We start from the raw sequence: 17,911 nt of genomic DNA on the forward strand, positions 1-17,911 counted from the left end.
AATATTACAATGCCGCTTTCAGACACCAATATACATTCTTTAATGCTTGACATACATAAAAGCATTAATAATTACAGCAGCACATTATCAGAAGACATTACCTATCCGCCGGGAAGTGAACTTACTGATGCCGAAAAAAATGAACTGCGAAAGATTAATGACAATTTACTATTAAAGAGTGCGCTGCAGAAAATAATAGCAAACACAGCTGCAGATGTAGTTTCAAATATATTTACAGCTATAGATGGTGTAACTGACCCGGAAGGAGAATGGACAGGTGTTACACTAACTGACTATTCTGAAGATAATGAAGGTGCTGAGATGCTTCATGATACTTTTCTTGAAACCTATTGGGACTGGGAAGAAGCTAACAAATTATGACCTCATAATTTTCAATTGTGCTAATTTAAATAATTGCCAGATACGGTAATTGCTAAATTGAATAATTACCTTACCTTTACCCCTCTCATCTTCAAAAAATTATCCTGAAAAGAATAATTTTTCCATCTGTTTGAATTTCTAAGAAATAATTGTACTTTTGCAACCCCTTTATTGGGGATGGAATGTTTAATTAAAATAATTTATTGTGAACACATTAAGCTACAAGACAATTTCGGCTAACAAAGCTACTGCTCAGAAAGAGTGGATCGTTGTTGACGCTGAAGGTCATAATTTGGGCCGTTTTGCTTCTAAAGTTGCGATGCTTTTAAGAGGTAAATACAAAACAAATTATACACCGCACGTGGACTGTGGAGATAACGTAATTGTTATCAATGCAGAAAAGATCAACCTAACAGGTAACAAAATGGATGATAAAACTTACATCCGTCACACAGGTTACCCAGGTGGTCAGAGAATTTTAACTGCTAAAGTTTTACAGGCAAAAAACCCTGCAATGTTAGTAGAGAAAGCAGTAAAAGGGATGCTTCCTAAAAACAAATTAGGCGCAGAACTTTTCCGCAACCTGAATGTATATGTAGGATCTGAGCACAAACATGCTGCACAGACTCCTAAAACCGTTAATTTAAACGATTTAAAGTAAAAAATGGCAACTATTCACAAAATTGGCAGGAGAAAAACTGCTGTTGCCCGTATTTACCTTTCTGAAGGAACAGGTAAAATTACGGTTAACAAAAGAGAATTTGCAACTTATTTCCCAACTGCGACTTTACAGTACAAAGTATTACAACCTCTTACAATGACAGGTTCTGCTGATAACTTTGACGTAAAAATCAACGTTTACGGAGGAGGTTCAACTGGTCAGGCTGAAGCTGTAAGAATGGCTATCGCCCGCGCAATGTGCGAGGTAGATGCTGAAAACAGAAGCATCCTTAAACCAGAAGGGCTATTAACAAGAGACCCTAGAATGGTAGAGCGTAAGAAATTCGGTCAGAAGAAAGCTCGTAAAAGATTCCAGTTCTCTAAACGTTAATATGTTTCTATCCGGGCTTATTGCCGGATACAATTCATTTTATTATTGAATTTTAAAACAATGTTGTTGTTGCCCCACCGAGGTGAGGGGTTAGTTTAGCATCTAAATGGGCAAGGCCGGAAATAATTCGCCACTTACCCATTGCTTACTCAACAGAACGTAAACTATTACAAAAATGGCAAATAAAGTAGAAGTTAAAGACTTACTGGAAGCAGGTGTACACTTTGGACACATGACCAGAAAATGGGACCCAAACATGGCCCCTTACATATACATGGAGCGTAATGGCATACACATTATCAACCTGTATAAAACTGCAGCTAAAATTGAAGAGGCTAATGAAGCCCTTAAAAAAATTGCTGCATCAGGCAGAAAAATCCTTTTCGTTGCTACAAAAAAACAAGCTAAGGACATTGTTGCTGAAAAAGCAGCTGCTGCAAACATGCCATACATCACTGAAAGATGGCCTGGTGGTATGTTAACAAACTTCGTTACTATCCGTAAAGCAGTTAAAAAAATGGCTGCTATCGATAAAATGAAGAAAGACGGTACATTCAACACACTTTCTAAGAAAGAGCGTCTGCAAGTTGATCGTCTACGTGCAAAACTTGAAAAAAACTTAGGTTCTATTGCTGACATGACAAGGCTTCCTGCTGCGTTATTCATCGTAGATATCAAAGCTGAACACATCGCAGTAAAAGAAGCACAAAAATTAAACATTCCAGTTTTCGCAATGGTAGATACCAACTCTGACCCACGTCAGGTTGACTATGTTATCCCTGCAAATGATGATGCTTCTAAATCTATAGACAAAATCTTATCTCTGGTTACAGGTGCTGTTGTTGAAGGTCTTTCTGATAGAAAATCAGATAAAGAAGATTCTCAGGACGACGCTACTGTAGAAGCTGCTGCTCCGGTTGCTGCTGAAGCTCCTGCAAAAACAGAAGCTCCAACTTCTGCTACAGAAGAGTAAAGATAACATTACAATAAAGCCGTTGTGCTGGTAGATGTTTACTTTTGTAGCATTATCATCATAACGGCTTTTATTTTTTTAACTAAAAACAATCATTCAAAATGGCAAATATAACTGCTGCAGACGTAAATAAATTAAGAACAATTACAGGTGCAGGTATGATGGACTGCAAAAAAGCACTTGTTGAAGCAGATGGAGATTTTGACAAAGCTATTGAAAACCTTCGTAAAAAAGGTCAGAAAGTAGCTGCTAACAGAGCTGACCGTGAATCTACTGAAGGTGCTGTTATCGCTGTTGTTAACGCTGACAAAACTGCCGGTGTTGTTATATCTCTTAACTGTGAAACTGACTTCGTTGCTAAAAACGAATCTTTCGTTAAACTTGCTAACGATATCGCTGCACTTGCTCTTAACTTTAACACTAAAGAAGAACTTCTTGCTACAAACTTTAACGGTATAACTGTTGAAGAAAAACTAATTGAGCAAACAGGAGTTATCGGTGAAAAAATCGAGATAGGTTCTTTCGAAAGACTTGAAGGCGCATTTGTTGGTTCTTATATCCACGCTGGTAACAGAATCGCTACTTTAGTTAGTCTTTCTGCAAACGTAGAAGGCGCTGAAGAAGCTGCACGTAACGTTGCTATGCAGGCTGCTGCTATGGCTCCACTTGCTCTTAACGAAGACGGTGTTGATGCTGAAACAGTTGAGAAAGAAATCGAAATCGCTAAAGACCTGCTACGTCAGGAAGGTAAACCTGAAGCTATGCTTGATAACATTGCTAAAGGAAAACTTGGCCGTTTCTTTAAAGATAACACTCTTGTTAACCAGGATTACATTAAAGACAGCAAACTTAGCGTAAGTGAGTATATTAAATCTGTTGATGCTTCTCTTGTTGTTACAGGATTTAAAAGGGTTGCACTTGCATAAGTAACAAGTAACCACTTTATATAAAATAAAAACCCCAAATTGTCTGATTTGGGGTTTTTTTATGGTTTATCTTCTTCATCCGGAAAACAAGATAACGAAACTATAAAGCTATTTTGCAATGGAACTTTTCATAAAAAAAGCCGGTAAAAACCGGCTCGTATTTTATTGCTGCACAAACTTGACTCCAACAGAAAAAATATCGGCATCCAGGCCATCACTCCGTTGGTAATGATTGTATCTGAAATCTATATTCTTAACGCCGAATTTCCAGATTTTAGTTCCTGTAAAAATATCGGTATAATTGATTCCCGCACCATATTGATGGGCATCAAAGGTAGAAAGATCATAATCAGATGTATAATACCTTTCTGCGGATAAATGCGCTTCATAAGGCGCAAAATATTTAGATGCCTGCTGTGTATAATATCTGTACATAGGAAACACCGTAAAACGATCGGTAATCTTAATAGGCAGTTCTATATTAGCGGTATGTGCTGTAATACCCCAGTTATCGGTATAAAACCTGTAGTAGGTTCGCACAACAAAAGTCTCGTTGATGTAATAATTCACCCTTGCACCTATTGGCACTTTAAAACGGGTATCGGGCAGGCGCTCAATGTCATCGGCCAGCCTGAATTTATTGATGTAGTAATCATCGGCATCTTTAAAATACACTCTTTGATATGGTGTAGAAAGCAAACCATTTTGCTGTAATACGTCAAAAAACAATGATGCCTGCAATCTTTTATTAATTACCTGTGATAAGCTTACAGACAGCGAATAAGAGTTACGCTTTTTGTCGTTCCAAAAAGTAAATCTTGACGGATCATAACCCGCTTTGCTTATACCATTTTGATCGACAATATTAAAATAATTATAAATACCTCCATTTGTACTATTGCCATTATCGGCAAAATCCTGCAGCTCTTTAGGATAAATAGGCATCCATGTATCTAAATAAACATTACCCGAAACAGTTACTTCTGTATTCTTTTCATTGAACAGCTTAGTAAGCCCTCCACCAAATCCTATAGATGTATAATCATATTCTACAGAACCCGAAACATGGGCATTCCATATTGTATTCCTGTCATCAGAGCTATGACTATATCCTGCTGTAACCCCTACCCACATATCGGAAGCTGAAGCACCCGAACTTGCCTGCCACGGGCTTGGTGTTTTACTGTCAAACGGGTTTATATTTCCTGATGAAGCAGATGAATAAGCCGAAACACCGGCATCTACAGTTAGCACGTCATCATCATTTAAAGGCATTGCTACAACTATTGTAGGCGTAACATCAGTAAGTTTTTCCATACCGCTGCCGCCGGCCACTGCAGAGTGAATACCATCCTGCTTGTAATAGCTCATAAGAAAGTCAACCTCTGTAGCATCTAAAACACGTTTTTTAAATGACACATCGGTACTGTCGGCTTGTGCCTGAGCATAAAAATTAGAAAGTACGATTAAAAGAAATATAATCTGTTTCATATAGTAATTTATCCTGCAAATATTTTAATTACAGCCGCAGCCACCACCTGTTTTACCACCATTAGCTCCCGCAGCAGCCTCACGATATACCTGAAAATTTGTTTCAAAACGCTCTGTGCTTCTTGCAGAAAGTTTCATGTCAGGATCGTTTATTTTTTCCTTCTCATATTCTTTGACCGAACTACAGGACAATAAGGTAAGGAACAGTCCTGCTGCTACTATTATATTTTTCATTATTCGTATTGTTTAATATCTATATTCTTAGAGGTGTGCACACCGCCTTTATCATCTACAATAATGCAGCCTATGCCTTTTAACTGGTCTATCATATTAAGACCTGCTTCTATACCCATTACAAAAACACCCGTAGCCAGGGCATCGGCAATTTCGGTACGTTTGGCAAATACCGAAACGCTAATAACCCCCTGTGCAGGATACCCCGTACGCGGATCTATAATATGCGAATAGCGCTTGCCATTAAAAGTAACAAACTTTTCATAACTGCCAGATGTTTCAACAGCACTGTCTTCAAGCGGAAACGTGGCAAATACCTTATTTTTATTCATCGGGTTTACAATAGCCACCGTCCACGGATTGCCATCTGGTTGTTTACCCCATGCATTAATATCTCCCGAAACATTCACAATACCCGAAACGCAGCCTTTTGCAAGCAGCATATCTTTAATTCTGTCTGCAATATAACCCTGACCTATCCCGCCAAGGCCAAGCTTCATCCCTTCATCTTTAAGATAAATGGTTTTGGCAACGGTGTCAAGTATTATTTTTTTATAACCTATTCTTTCAACAGATTTTTTTATAGCCTCCGGGGTTGGCATTTTTTTCATGCTCCCATCAAATTTCCATATCTTATCCATTGATGCATACGAAATATCAAAGGCTCCATCGGTAACCTGTGAAATCTTCATTGCACGTTCTACCAATGCAAAAAGCTCCTCATCCACTTTTACAGGCTTTATACCCGCATTTTTGTTTATGGCTGATATTTGTGTGGTCGGAATCCAGTCTGATATCAGATTCTCAACACGCCTTACCTCAGCAACAGCCATATCTATAAAAACACTTGCCGCAACAGTATCTTTGGCTACAACAGTAACTTCAAAAGGACTGCCAAGCATCATGAGTTTCCTTTTATGGACAATTTGTCCAAAACCGGAAAGGCATGAAAATAGTACGGCAAGAAAAACAAACTTCTTCATTATTTACCCTCTAACGAATGTAACAAAGCTATATATTCTGATGGTTTAATATTTTTAAATCCTGTTTTTCCGGTTACCTTGGCATTTTTATCCATTACAACAACCAAAGGAAAAAAACCTTCTTTATTGTATTTTTCAGCCAATCCTTTGTTTTCATCCTGCTTATTTTGAGGAAGTGCATTTCCTTTTTTCTTAGGAAAATCAGCCCTAACTAATATCCATTTTTTTTGAGCTTCAGCTTTAAATTCCTCCGATTGCCAGATGTTTTTATCCAGTTTAATACATGGAGCACACCAATCTGAGCCGGAAAACACTAAAATTATATTCTTATTTTCTTTTTGCGCCAAAACTTTTGCCTCCTCAAAAGATTTCCATTCCTGTGAATATGAAAGCATTGAAACTAACAAGGCAAACATTAAAAATATCCTTTTCATATCTATATTCATTTATAAAAACAACTAATAAATAACGGCAGATTATAGCTAATAATAATGTTAATATTAAATCTTAAGCAAATCTTAAGAATTATATCAAAAGTAAGAAAAGTACGTTTACAAAAACTTAAAAGAATATTTTTATCGTCAAATTACATTATAAATAAGTTGTTTAAAAATTATTACTTTTGAAGATTACCTAAAACTTATGTTTCAAACCCGAAAAGACACTGTATATGTAATTCTGGCAGGAATTTTTATTACCAATGCCGTTGTTGCCGAACTTATTGGAGGTAAACTTATACATATAGGACCCTATGTAATGAGCGTGGGTATTTTACCCTGGCCAATCGTATTTATCACTACCGATCTCATAAATGAATATTTTGGCGAAAAAGGGGTACGGAGATTATCTCTTATAACCGCCTGTCTTATTGCCTATTGTTTTGTGTTGCTGTTTTTAGCAATGCAAATACCAGCTGTTAAGGGCATGGGAACCTCCGATGCTCAATTTAATGGTGTTTTTGGGCAAAGCCTCTGGATAATTGTAGGGAGCATAACTGCTTTTATGGTATCGCAGCTTATAGATGGTACTCTTTTTCATTTTGTAAAGAAAAAAACAGGGAATAAAATGATATGGCTGCGCAGTACCGGCTCAACAGTTATTTCTCAGTTTTTTGACAGTTTTATAGTTTTAGGAATTGCCTTTTACGCTACCGGAATTATGGATACCGAAACTTATATAACATCAGGACTAACAGGTTATACTGTAAAGCTGGTCCAGGCAATAGTACTTACACCTCTTATTTATCTTGGACATTCACTTATTGAAAAGTACATTCATAACGATAAAAACAAAAAGTATGAGCAGCAAAACACGTTGTAAATGGTGCGTTGGCGACACACTTTATGAAGATTACCATGATAATGAATGGGGAAAGCCTGTATATGATGATGCTAAACTGTTTGAATTTCTTGTATTGGAAACCTTTCAGGCTGGACTGAGCTGGATTACCATACTGCGTAAACGTGAAAACTTCCGTAAAGCATTTGATGATTTTGATTACACGAAAATTGCTTTATATGATGAGTCAAAAATTGAAGAATTACTACAGGACACAGGAATTATACGCAATCGCCTAAAAGTACTGGCAGCAGTGAGCAACGCACAGGCTTTTATGAAGATACAGGATGAGTTTGGCAGTTTTTCAAACTACTACTGGGCTTTTAGCGACAATAAAACCTTTGACAATAAATTTGAACTACAGAGCGAAGTTCCGGCAACCGCTCCCCTGTCTGACAAAATAAGTAAGGACATGAAAAAACGAGGGTTTAAATTTGTTGGCTCTACCGTAATTTATGCCAATATGCAGGCTACCGGCATGGTAAACGATCACATTATGAGTTGTGATTTTAGAAAATAGTATTAAGTACAGAGAACTTAATAAAACACAAAACCCTCACATTAAGCGAGGGTTTGTTATTTTACGAGCATGAGAATATCTAAAATCTCATTACTGACATCTCAATACTAATTAGTATCTGTAGTATTCAGGCTTAAACGGCCCTTGTACTTCAACACCAATATAAGCAGCCTGATCCTCGTTAAGTGTTTCAAGTTCTACACCAAGTTTAGCAAGGTGAAGTGAAGCCACTTTTTCGTCAAGGTGCTTAGGCAGCATATATACTTTGTTTTCGTAAGCAGCACTATTATTCCAAAGCTCAAGCTGAGCAAGAGTTTGGTTAGTAAACGAGTTACTCATTACAAAACTTGGGTGACCAGTAGCACAGCCAAGGTTTACAAGACGGCCTTCTGCAAGAACAATAATATCTGTACCATTAATTGTATATTTATCAACCTGAGGCTTGATCTCTACTTTAGATGCACCATGGTTTTTATTTAACCATGCCATATCAATTTCGTTATCAAAATGGCCAATATTACAAACAACAGTTTTGTCTTTCATTTTTTCGAAATGACGACCTACAACAATATCTTTATTACCTGTAGTTGTAATAATAATATCTGCATTACCAATAACAGTTTCCAGCCTTTTTACTTCATAACCATCCATAGCAGCCTGTAGCGCACATATAGGATCTATTTCAGTAACAGTAACAATAGAACCTGCACCCCTGAAAGAAGCAGCCGTACCTTTACCAACGTCTCCATAACCACACACTACAACTCTTTTACCTGCAAGCATAAGATCTGTTGCACGGCGTATAGCATCTACAGCACTTTCTTTACAACCGTATTTGTTATCAAATTTCGATTTTGTAACAGAATCGTTAACATTGATAGCCGGCATAACAAGCGTACCGTTTTTCATTCTTTCATATAAACGGTGCACCCCTGTAGTAGTTTCTTCAGATAGTCCTTTAATTCCCGCTGCAAGTTCCGGGAAACGGTCAAATACCATATTGGTAAGATCTCCCCCGTCATCAAGAATCATATTAAGTGGCTTACGATCTTCACCAAAGAAAAGCGTTTGCTCTATACACCAGTCAAATTCCTCTTCAGTAAGGCCTTTCCAAGCATATACCTGAATACCTGCAGCAGCAATAGCAGCAGCAGCATGATCTTGTGTAGAAAATATGTTGCATGAGCTCCAGGTAACCTCAGCGCCAAGGGCTACTAGAGTTTCTATAAGAACCGCAGTTTGTATCGTCATGTGAAGACAGCCCGCAATACGCGCACCTTTAAGAGGCTGAGAAGCGCCATATTCTTCACGAAGTGCCATTAATCCCGGCATTTCAGCTTCAGCAAGCTCAATCTCTTTCCTTCCCCATTCCGCAAGCGAAATATCCTTTACTTTGTATGCCACGAATGGCAGCGTTGTAGTACTCATGAATATTGTATATTTGTATTAGCAAAAAAATTTTTGCAAATTTAGTGAATGCTTTTTTAATTAGCCCGCTTTAACAATAAAATATGAAAATATGCCGTTGCCCTAATTGTTTGGTAAACAACAATATGAATTTCGGCCATAACTGTATCTAATGCCTTTATATAAATCTATTGCCATAGACAAAGACACCAGGCTGCTTATCTGGAAAAACACCGAAAGCCTTGATGAGTTTTTACAGCATGTAAAACTAAAAGACATTTGTACAGATAGGTTAAACGGCATGAAAAGCGAACAGCACAAAAAAGGATTCCTTGGTGTACGCATGCTAATGCAGGAGATTGGATATACCGATTTTGATTTATTTTACGATGAAAACGGCAAGCCTCATCTTAAAGACGGAATGAATATTTCTATAACCCATTCCTATGCTTTTTCTGCTATTATAATCAGTAAAAATGACATTGGCATAGACATGGAGTTGATTCGCGAAAAGGTGATTACCATAGCCGATAAATTTATAGAACCAGAGTTTGCCTATCTTAACCCTGAACATCTTACCGAATACACTAATAAACTTATGGTAATATGGGGTGTAAAAGAAGCTGTTTATAAAATGGTGTCGCGCAGCGGACTGAGCTTTAAGCAAAACATTTATGTTTTTCCTTTTGAAATTAGCGAAAAATGCGGAATGACCTCAGTAAAATTTGAAGACCTTAATGAGAGTTATCCTTTTTGTTTTGAACAGGTGGAAGACTTTATTCTTGTATACTGCCTGGGCAGCAAAACCTTATTATAATGCCTGAAATTTTTGACACACTTTTTTCCCAGTTTAAAGGATACACTCCCTTTTTTCTTATTTTAGAGCTTACTGCAATTTTCTTTGGTTTACTTAGTGTAACCTATTCTGCAAAAAATAACATACTGGTATATCCTACAGGATTGATAAGCACTTTTATATTTGTTTATATACTCTACACTGCCAATCTTTACGGAGATCTTATAATTAATGCCTACTACTTTTATATGAGTCTTTATGGCTGGATATTGTGGAGCAGAAAGGACAATCAAAACCACGATTTGTTAAAAATCTCTAAGGTTTCTGTTAAAGATAATAAGATATGCTTAGCCATTTTTATAGTTTCGGTTATATTTGTATCGGTTGTGTATCATTTTTTCAATATGTTTAACCAGTGGTGGGCATATGTAGATACGTTTATAACCGGGCTGTTTTTTATAGGTATGTGGCTTTTAGCCAAACGCAAAATAGAAAACTGGCTGTATTTAATAGCCGGCGATATTATAGCTATCCCGCTGTTTTTTTATAAAGGGCTGATATTTACAGGCTTCTTTTATATAGTTTTAACTATAATTGCCATTTTTGGCTATCAGTCATGGAAGGAAACATTACAAAGCAAACAACTACTGCAATAAATATTACGGTTTATGGAAACGGGCTTAATGGCAGGGAATTCTCTGAACAATTAAATTCATTTACCAAGCCGGACAGTAACAGTCCGTACAAATTTATTTTCCGTACTGTGAGCCTTACCATTGCTATGAACGAAAATGACAGATCGGCTGATTTGTTCATTATTAAAACTACCGAGCAGGAAGAAAATGAAGCTCAAAAATTAGCCGGACATTTAAAGAAAAACAACAGGTCTTTTTTAGTTATAAATTCAGCTCCTAAAAGTTCTTTTGCTTCAGAATGTAAAACTATAATATCTGAGCTTAAACAGGCGTTAGACAACGATTTTAGTATAAATGATTTTGCAGATATACATAAACGCGGAATTAATGTAGAAACTATACTAAAACAATTAGACATTTTTAAAAATGGCATAGCAAAGGCTACCTTAAAAAAACCTGCCTTATACAATGATGGTATTTTTAAGTTATCCGAAGAAAAGGCAATAGAATACGCTGCCCTTTTTGACTCAAAAAAAGAAAACTATAAATTAACCAAATTTGTACCTGCTTCTGGTGCCGCCACCAGAATGTTTAAATTTTTACTCGAATTTATAACCGAATATGACCCGGAAAGGGAAACAATAAATGGGTATATAAACCGTAAAAAAGAAAATGATCTAAGCGTATTTTTGGTGGGTTTGGAAAAATTCCCTTTTTATAAGGAAATAGCAGATATTGTAGCACAACAGGAAGGTTTTGACACATGGAAGAAAGACCAGAAGCTATATGCTTTTATTAAAACTATGCTTAACGGCAAAGTTTTTGATTTTGCCAATAAGCCCAAAGGTGTACTGCCTTTTCATGATTATGGAAACTTTATAGCCACACCTATATTTGAGCATTTAAAAGAAGCTGTAGCATATGCTGCTTCACATAATGAAGCAAATGTGCATTTCACTATTTCTGAAGATCATCTTGACGGTTTTCTGGACAGTATTCAGGAAGTAAAAACAGATATAGAAAATGAATCAGGGATACCAATTAAATTCGGATTTTCATATCAACAGAAAAACACCGACACTTTAGCGGTTAATATTGACGATACTCCATTTAGAGACAGTGAAAATCATTTGTTTTTCAGGCCGGGCGGTCATGGTGCCTTAATAGAAAACCTGGGGAAACTTGATGCAGATATTGTTTTTATAAAAAACATAGACAATGTAAGCCATAACAATATTCATACTATAGCTTTATACAAAAAAGCTTTGGCCGGCATTTTAATAGAATTGCAACAACAGGTTTTTTCTTATATTAACCGGATCGATCAGGAAGAAATAAGTGACGAAAGCATTAATGACATTCTGACTTTTGCAAAAGATAAACTATTACAGCATATTCCTTCAGATGTTTATAAGTATGCCCTTTCTTATAAAAAAGAATTTGCAAAAGAATTACTTAATAAACCTATACGTATTTGCGGAATGGTTAAAAATGAAGGCGAACCCGGTGGCGGTCCTTTTTGGATTGAGAGTAGTAAAGGCGGTTTATCCTTACAAATTGTAGAGAGTTCTCAAATAGACCTTGAAAACAGATCACAGAAGCAAATTTTTGCAAATGCATCGCATTTTAACCCCGTAGACCTTGTTTGCGGGCTTAAAAATTATAAAGGAGAATTTTTTAATCTAAATGAATTTATAGATAATACCTCCGGCTTTATTGTGCATAAAACGAGACTCGGAAAACAAGTAAAATCTTATGAGCTGCCCGGCTTATGGAATGGCGCCATGGCAGGCTGGATTACAGTTTTTGCCGAAGTTCCGCTTGAAACGTTTAATCCTGTAAAAACCGTAAACGACCTTTTAAAACCGGCACATCAGCCCTGATTATAATCAAAGCTTTTTTTAAGCTCTATACAATGGACAGAAATTTAATACTTCAGGAACTCGACTATAAAGCCGTAAGAAGCAGTGGTGCGGGCGGACAAAATGTAAACAAAGTTTCCTCAAAAGTTGTTCTCAGCTTTAATCTTATGGACAGTAATGCCCTAAGCGAAGAGGAGAAAACACTGATACATTCTAAATTAGCATCCCGACTGACTAATGAAAATATTTTGATGCTATCGTGCGATGAAGACAGGAGCCAGCTTAGAAACAAAGATATTGTCACTAAAAGGTTTTTGACAGTAATGGAGCAGGCTCTAAAAATAGAAAAGCCAAGAAAACCAACCAAAATACCCAAAGCAGTAATAAAAAAAAGGATAGAAGGAAAAAGACGGCAGGCAGAGAAAAAACAATCACGCAGACGACCTGATTTTTAACAGAGAAGCTAGATATGAGATAAAGCTACTAAAATCTCAATCCCCCATATTACTATTTCAATTCTTTTTGTACTTTTGCCGCGTCTCAAAGGGGTGCTCTAAATAACGAGCTGAGATTATACCCAAAGAACCTGGGCAGGTAATGCTGCCAAGGGAAAAGGCCAACAAACAGAATAAATTTTTGTAGTAGGTCAGTACAATCATTTTTTAACTAACAAGAGAATAATTACCCCTTTTATTTGTAAATTTTTTTTTACGAATGAAAACTTTATTCATTTTTCCTGAAAATGCCGTAAAGCTTAAGAGCTTTAGAGGCATTAAAACAAATTTATTTAGCCTGGGACTTGGCTTAACAGGCTTAACAGCCTTTGCCCAACAGCCTGTAGTTAAAGATTCTACAGAAGTACTCGATGAAGTATTGGTACAATCTGTACGTGCCAGCAGCACAACACCCGTAACTTTTACTAATGTTACGAAAGCAGAACTTGCTCCGCGTAATTTAGGTCAGGACATTCCTGTGTTACTTAATTACCTTCCATCTGTAGTTACAACAACAGATGCAGGAAACGGCTTTGGTTATACAGGCATCCGGGTAAGAGGGGCAGATGCCAGCCGTGTTAATGTAACGCTTAACGGCATTCCTTTTAACGACTCGGAATCGCATGGTTCATTTTGGGTTAATATGCCCGATTTTGCCTCTTCAGCTCAGAGCATACAGCTTCAGCGAGGTGTAGGTACTTCCACAAATGGAGCAGGAGCATTTGGCGCCAGCCTGAATGTACTTACTGACAGTTACAAAATGGAGTCAAGCGGAGAAATATCTAACTCTTTTGGAAGCTACGCCTCAAGAAAACATACTGTAAAATTCAGTACCGGATTAATGAATGATAAGTTTGAAATTGCGGGAAGGCTATCGAACCTTGCTTCAGATGGATATATTGACAGAGCGTCTTCTGATCTTAAATCATACTTTTTACAGGGAACTTTTGTAAGCAATAAAACTCTTATAAAAGCTCTTGCTTTTGGCGGAAAAGAAAAAACATACCAGGCATGGAATGGGATAGATGCTGCAACAATGGCAAGTAACAGGCGTTTTAATTATTCCGGAATGTATACGGATGAGAACGGAGTTACACGATTTTATGATAATGAAACCGACAATTACCAGCAGGATAATTACCAATTACACTGGAACCAGAAAATAAGCAATAGCTGGAGTACAAACCTTGCACTACATTATACTATAGGTAAAGGATATTATGAAAATTACCGCGAAGATGCAGCTTTTTCAGATTACGGATTACAACCTTTAACCATTAATGGCAATTTTATAGATAACAGCGACCTTGTTAGCCAGAAATGGCTTGATAATGATTTTTACGGAACTGTTTTTTCAGCTAATTTTAAAACTGAAAAACTTAATTTAGTAATGGGTGGCGCATGGAATAGGTATGAAGGTGCCCATTATGGCAACGTTGTATGGGCACAATATTCAGGGAATGTTCGCCCTGACGACAGGTATTATGATAATGATGCCACTAAGACAGATGCCAACGTGTATACCAAAGCCAACTACCAAATAACCGAAAAACTTAACCTTTTTGGAGATTTGCAGCTTCGTCATGTAGATTACAAGGCGGGCAATGTTCTTGAAAGTAATGACAGCCCTGTAGCTGTTGACGATACATTTAATTTTTTCAATCCTAAAGCAGGACTTACCTATACTTTAAATACAAAGAATAATATATATTTTTCTTATGCCCGTGCTAATAAAGAGCCCCGCAGAAGTGATTATGAGAACGGAAGCACAAAACCTGAAAGCCTTAATGATTTTGAACTTGGATGGAGATTTAAATCGGGGCAGAATACTATTACAGTAAATGGTTATTATATGAGGTATAAAGACCAGCTGGTACTTACCGGTGCTGTTGATGATGTTGGTGCACGTATTTATACTAATAGCGGCGATAGCTATCGTATGGGAATTGAAGCCGATGCAACCATTGCTATATCAAATAAATGGATTATCAGGCCTAATATTGCAGTGAGTGACAACAAAAACGTTGACTTTTTAGTTGAAACAGAAACCGGATCTGAGAATCTGGGAAATACTGAAATTGCTTTTTCACCAAGTGTTATTGCAGGAAATCAGTTAATTTATATCCCTGTAAAAGATATACAGATAGCCTTGCTGTCTAAGTATGTAGGCAAACAGTTTATGGACAATTATGAGTCAGCAAACTCAAAACTTGACAGTTACTTTACAAGCGATCTTAATGTGAGCTATACTATACAAACCAGATCGATATTTAAATCTATTATATTTAATGGATTAGTAAACAATATATTCGACAAGAAATATGCTTCTAACGGGTATATGTATGGCGATCCTTATTATTATCCGCAGGCAGGTATTAATTTCCTGTTAGGAGCTACTCTTAAATTCTAGAATCCAACTAAAAATTATTTACTATAGGCGGGCAACAAAAAGTTGTCCGCTTTTATTATTATATAAATTCGGTAAAAACTGCTACTTTTACCTTATAAGCATATATATAATGAATTTTAAACTATTTATAGCCCTTTCTCTTTTTTCTTCTTTAGCTTTTTCCCAAAAAACAAATAAGAAAAACTATCAATACGTAAATCCCATGATAGGTACAGAACGAATGGGACATACTTACCCGGGAGCAACCGTACCGTTCGGTTCGGTACAATTAAGCCCCGATACAGACACTATAGCGTATGAACTTAATAAAAAATACAATGGAAAAGTGTATGAATACTGTTCAGGCTATCAGTACGAAGACAAAACCATAGTAGGCTTTAGCCATACCCATTTTAGTGGCACAGGACATTCTGATCTGGGTGATTTCCTGATTATGCCAACATCAGGAAAACTGCAATTAAATCCGGGAACTGCAAACAACCCGGCTTCAGGATACCGTTCGGGGTTTTCTCATGATAACGAAGTTGCTTCTGCAAACTATTATAAAGTAAAACTGGATGATAATAATATTACGGCCGAACTTACCACAAGCCAGCGTGTGGGTTTTCACCGCTACACATTCCCTTCGGCTGATGAGGTGCATATTATTTTAGACCTTATGCACGGGATTTACAATCACCAGGAAAAAAATGTATGGACATTTGTTCGCATTGAGAATGACACCCTTATAACAGGATATCGCCAGACACAGGGCTGGGCCCGCACAAGGACCGTATATTTTGCGATGGCATTTTCTAAGCCCATAAAACAATATGGAGCTCATAAATATGATGAAAATAATATTTATAAAGGTTTTTGGCGAAAGTTTGACGAAACAAAAAACTTTCCTGAGGCTGCCGGCAAAAACATTAGAATGTATTTTGATTTTGATGTTAAAGCCAATGAACAGGTAATGGTAAAACTTGCCCTCTCACCTGTAAGTACGGAGGGAGCGATAGCTAATATGAAACAGGAAATTCCATATTGGGATTTTGACAAAGTTCGTAATGAAGGTGAAAAATTATGGGAAACCGAACTTAACAAAATAGAAATCAAAACCATTAATGAAGATGATAAGGTTAATTTTTATACTGCCATGTATCATGCTTTTATAAATCCTACAGTATATATGGATACTGATGGCAGGTATAAAGGCCTCGATCAGAACGTACACACAGCAGATAATTTTACAAATTATACCACTTTCTCGTTATGGGATACCTATAGGGCATTGCATCCGCTATTTAATTTAGTACAGCCCAAGCGTAATCAGGATATGATAAAAAGCATGCTTGCCCATTATGATCAGAGTGTGCATAAAGCTTTGCCTGTATGGTCGCACTATGCAAATGAAAACTGGTGTATGATAGGTTATCATTGCGTTTCTGTTATAGCTGATGCTATAGCTAAGGGAAACGATAATTTTGATACTGAAAAGGCATTGCAGGCCTGTGTAAGTTCGGCGAGCATACCTTATTATGACGGACTTGAATACTATATGGCAAAAGGCTATGTACCTGAAGATAAAAATGGCTCATCGGTTTCTAAAACTTTAGAGTATGCTTATGATGACTGGTGTATTGCTCAAATAGCCAAAAAACTAAACAAACCTGATATTTACAATAAATTCTCGGCAAGAGCCGGAAATTATAAAAATGTATTTGATGCCAAAACAGGCTTTATGCGGCCTAAATTAAATGACGGAACTTTTAAAAAAGAATTTGATCCGCTTGATACACACGGTCAGGGCTTTATAGAGGGTAATGCCTGGAACTATAGTTTATATGTTCCACAGGATCCTGATGAACTGGTTAAAATGAATGGCGGCAAAGAGAAATTCACACAGCACCTGGACTCATTATTTACAATGACTTTGCCTGACAAATATTTTGCCAACACAGAAGATATTACCCGTGATGGCATTATTGGCAACTATGTGCATGGTAATGAGCCTTCGCATCATGTTGCTTATTTATACAACTGGACAGGACATCCTGAAAAAACCCAGCAAAGAGTACGTATGATATTGGATGCTATGTATAAGCCAAAACCTGACGGACTAGGCGGTAACGATGATTGCGGACAAATGAGTGCATGGTACATATTTTCATCTCTTGGCTTTTATCCGGTAGCACCGGGCAGCGATCAATATGCTATTGGTTCTCCAAAAGTAAAAGAAGCCGTATTAACCCTTGAAAACGGTAACACCTTTACCATAAGAACTAAAAATCAGTCGGCCAGAAATGTATATGTTACAAAAGTGGAGCTTAATGGTAAGCCATTAAACAGAAATTACCTTACCCATAAGGAAATTACATCTGGCGGAGAATTAACATTTTACATGAGCAATAAGTCGAAAAAATAAAATTCT

18 protein-coding genes and 1 riboswitch are annotated in these 17,911 nt (G+C 36.9%); of the genes, 13 read left to right on the top strand and 5 right to left on the bottom strand.

What is annotated here, in order from left to right:
- Positions 1-9 precede the first annotated feature (9 nt).
- From NHE85_RS03840 to tsf, 5 genes are all read left to right on the top strand, one after another.
- Positions 10-381, top strand: a complete 372-nt coding sequence (locus NHE85_RS03840) for a hypothetical protein (RefSeq protein ID WP_252809835.1) — start codon at positions 10-12, stop codon at positions 379-381.
- Between the two features lie 205 nt (positions 382-586).
- Positions 587-1,042: a 50S ribosomal protein L13 gene (gene rplM, locus NHE85_RS03845; protein ID WP_252809837.1), complete on the top strand. Its 456-nt coding sequence runs from the start codon at positions 587-589 to the stop codon at positions 1,040-1,042.
- 3 nt (positions 1,043-1,045) lie between these two features.
- Positions 1,046-1,432, top strand: coding sequence for a 30S ribosomal protein S9 (gene rpsI / locus NHE85_RS03850; RefSeq protein WP_252809840.1), 387 nt, complete (start codon positions 1,046-1,048; stop codon positions 1,430-1,432).
- Positions 1,433-1,607: 175 nt separating this feature from the next.
- Positions 1,608-2,405 (top strand): 30S ribosomal protein S2, encoded by a 798-nt coding sequence (rpsB, locus tag NHE85_RS03855; RefSeq protein WP_252809842.1) that lies wholly within the window; start codon positions 1,608-1,610, stop codon positions 2,403-2,405.
- A 101-nt stretch (positions 2,406-2,506) separates the two neighbouring features.
- Complete coding sequence (tsf, locus tag NHE85_RS03860; RefSeq protein ID WP_252809843.1) at positions 2,507-3,331, top strand: translation elongation factor Ts; 825 nt, start codon at positions 2,507-2,509, stop codon at positions 3,329-3,331.
- A 162-nt stretch (positions 3,332-3,493) separates the two neighbouring features.
- Here tsf and NHE85_RS03865 read toward each other — a convergent pair whose 3' ends face one another.
- From NHE85_RS03865 to NHE85_RS03880, 4 genes are read right to left on the bottom strand one after another with little or no spacing between them, the layout of a single operon-like run.
- A complete protein-coding gene (locus tag NHE85_RS03865; protein ID WP_252809844.1) occupies positions 3,494-4,822 on the bottom strand; it encodes a DUF3570 domain-containing protein in 1,329 nt (442 codons plus the stop codon).
- 24 nt (positions 4,823-4,846) lie between these two features.
- A complete protein-coding gene (locus NHE85_RS03870; RefSeq protein WP_252809845.1) occupies positions 4,847-5,056 on the bottom strand; it encodes a DUF4266 domain-containing protein in 210 nt (69 codons plus the stop codon).
- Positions 5,056-6,039, bottom strand: coding sequence for an FAD:protein FMN transferase (locus NHE85_RS03875; RefSeq protein WP_252809847.1), 984 nt, complete (start codon positions 6,037-6,039; stop codon positions 5,056-5,058). The genes NHE85_RS03870 and NHE85_RS03875 overlap by 1 nt, the downstream gene beginning before the upstream one ends.
- Positions 6,039-6,473 (bottom strand): thioredoxin family protein, encoded by a 435-nt coding sequence (locus tag NHE85_RS03880; RefSeq protein WP_252809849.1) that lies wholly within the window; start codon positions 6,471-6,473, stop codon positions 6,039-6,041. Before NHE85_RS03880 ends, NHE85_RS03875 begins: the two co-directional genes overlap by 1 nt.
- A gap of 208 nt (positions 6,474-6,681) precedes the next feature.
- Between NHE85_RS03880 and NHE85_RS03885 the strand changes: the two genes are divergently transcribed.
- Together NHE85_RS03885 and NHE85_RS03890 are read left to right on the top strand one after the other, a co-directional pair.
- Positions 6,682-7,359, top strand: a complete 678-nt coding sequence (locus NHE85_RS03885) for a queuosine precursor transporter (RefSeq protein ID WP_252809851.1) — start codon at positions 6,682-6,684, stop codon at positions 7,357-7,359.
- Positions 7,337-7,897: a DNA-3-methyladenine glycosylase I gene (locus tag NHE85_RS03890; RefSeq protein ID WP_252809853.1), complete on the top strand. Its 561-nt coding sequence runs from the start codon at positions 7,337-7,339 to the stop codon at positions 7,895-7,897. The genes NHE85_RS03885 and NHE85_RS03890 overlap by 23 nt, the downstream gene beginning before the upstream one ends.
- Before the next feature lie 111 nt (positions 7,898-8,008).
- On the opposite strand, the gene ahcY is transcribed toward NHE85_RS03890, so the two are convergent.
- A complete protein-coding gene (ahcY, locus tag NHE85_RS03895) occupies positions 8,009-9,325 on the bottom strand; it encodes an adenosylhomocysteinase (RefSeq protein WP_252809856.1) in 1,317 nt (438 codons plus the stop codon).
- 151 nt (positions 9,326-9,476) lie between these two features.
- Here ahcY and NHE85_RS03900 point away from each other — a divergent pair, with 151 nt between their 5' ends.
- The 6 genes from NHE85_RS03900 to NHE85_RS03925 all read left to right on the top strand — a co-directional run bounded on the left by NHE85_RS03900 (position 9,477) and on the right by NHE85_RS03925 (position 17,905).
- Positions 9,477-10,121 (top strand): 4'-phosphopantetheinyl transferase superfamily protein, encoded by a 645-nt coding sequence (locus NHE85_RS03900; RefSeq protein WP_252809857.1) that lies wholly within the window; start codon positions 9,477-9,479, stop codon positions 10,119-10,121.
- Positions 10,121-10,756, top strand: a complete 636-nt coding sequence (pnuC, locus tag NHE85_RS03905) for a nicotinamide riboside transporter PnuC (protein WP_252809860.1) — start codon at positions 10,121-10,123, stop codon at positions 10,754-10,756. The genes NHE85_RS03900 and pnuC overlap by 1 nt, the downstream gene beginning before the upstream one ends.
- Entirely contained in the window at positions 10,717-12,618 is a 1,902-nt protein-coding gene (locus NHE85_RS03910; protein ID WP_252809862.1) for a DUF4301 family protein, read from the top strand. Before pnuC ends, NHE85_RS03910 begins: the two co-directional genes overlap by 40 nt.
- Before the next feature lie 32 nt (positions 12,619-12,650).
- Complete coding sequence (arfB, locus tag NHE85_RS03915) at positions 12,651-13,052, top strand: alternative ribosome rescue aminoacyl-tRNA hydrolase ArfB (RefSeq protein ID WP_252809864.1); 402 nt, start codon at positions 12,651-12,653, stop codon at positions 13,050-13,052.
- Positions 13,053-13,131: 79 nt separating this feature from the next.
- A riboswitch (TPP riboswitch) is annotated at positions 13,132-13,225 on the top strand.
- Positions 13,226-13,311: 86 nt separating this feature from the next.
- Complete coding sequence (locus tag NHE85_RS03920) at positions 13,312-15,501, top strand: TonB-dependent receptor (RefSeq protein WP_252809865.1); 2,190 nt, start codon at positions 13,312-13,314, stop codon at positions 15,499-15,501.
- A gap of 109 nt (positions 15,502-15,610) precedes the next feature.
- Positions 15,611-17,905 carry a GH92 family glycosyl hydrolase gene (locus NHE85_RS03925; RefSeq protein ID WP_252809867.1) on the top strand — a complete coding sequence of 765 codons (2,295 nt, stop codon included), beginning with the start codon at positions 15,611-15,613 and terminating at the stop codon, positions 17,903-17,905.
- Positions 17,906-17,911 lie beyond the last annotated feature (6 nt).

The organism is Flavobacterium sp. NRK1 (genome assembly GCF_024054175.1).
Taxonomy (GTDB): domain Bacteria; phylum Bacteroidota; class Bacteroidia; order Flavobacteriales; family Flavobacteriaceae; genus Flavobacterium.

Bases quoted from the DNA above. Each gene is read 5' to 3' on its own strand.
- NHE85_RS03840 (WP_252809835.1), top strand. From the start codon at position 10: ATGCCGCTTTCAGACACCAATATACATTCTTTAATGCTTGACATACAT.
- rpsI (WP_252809840.1), top strand. From the start codon at position 1,046: ATGGCAACTATTCACAAAATTGGCAGGAGAAAAACTGCTGTTGCCCGT.
- rpsB (WP_252809842.1), top strand. From the start codon at position 1,608: ATGGCAAATAAAGTAGAAGTTAAAGACTTACTGGAAGCAGGTGTACAC.
- tsf (WP_252809843.1), top strand. From the start codon at position 2,507: ATGGCAAATATAACTGCTGCAGACGTAAATAAATTAAGAACAATTACA.
- NHE85_RS03865 (WP_252809844.1), bottom strand. From the start codon at position 4,822: ATGAAACAGATTATATTTCTTTTAATCGTACTTTCTAATTTTTATGCT.
- NHE85_RS03870 (WP_252809845.1), bottom strand. From the start codon at position 5,056: ATGAAAAATATAATAGTAGCAGCAGGACTGTTCCTTACCTTATTGTCC.
- NHE85_RS03875 (WP_252809847.1), bottom strand. From the start codon at position 6,039: ATGAAGAAGTTTGTTTTTCTTGCCGTACTATTTTCATGCCTTTCCGGT.
- NHE85_RS03880 (WP_252809849.1), bottom strand. From the start codon at position 6,473: ATGAAAAGGATATTTTTAATGTTTGCCTTGTTAGTTTCAATGCTTTCA.
- NHE85_RS03885 (WP_252809851.1), top strand. From the start codon at position 6,682: ATGTTTCAAACCCGAAAAGACACTGTATATGTAATTCTGGCAGGAATT.
- NHE85_RS03890 (WP_252809853.1), top strand. From the start codon at position 7,337: ATGAGCAGCAAAACACGTTGTAAATGGTGCGTTGGCGACACACTTTAT.
- ahcY (WP_252809856.1), bottom strand. From the start codon at position 9,325: ATGAGTACTACAACGCTGCCATTCGTGGCATACAAAGTAAAGGATATT.
- NHE85_RS03900 (WP_252809857.1), top strand. From the start codon at position 9,477: ATGCCTTTATATAAATCTATTGCCATAGACAAAGACACCAGGCTGCTT.
- pnuC (WP_252809860.1), top strand. From the start codon at position 10,121: ATGCCTGAAATTTTTGACACACTTTTTTCCCAGTTTAAAGGATACACT.
- NHE85_RS03910 (WP_252809862.1), top strand. From the start codon at position 10,717: ATGGAAGGAAACATTACAAAGCAAACAACTACTGCAATAAATATTACG.
- arfB (WP_252809864.1), top strand. From the start codon at position 12,651: ATGGACAGAAATTTAATACTTCAGGAACTCGACTATAAAGCCGTAAGA.
- NHE85_RS03920 (WP_252809865.1), top strand. From the start codon at position 13,312: ATGAAAACTTTATTCATTTTTCCTGAAAATGCCGTAAAGCTTAAGAGC.
- NHE85_RS03925 (WP_252809867.1), top strand. From the start codon at position 15,611: ATGAATTTTAAACTATTTATAGCCCTTTCTCTTTTTTCTTCTTTAGCT.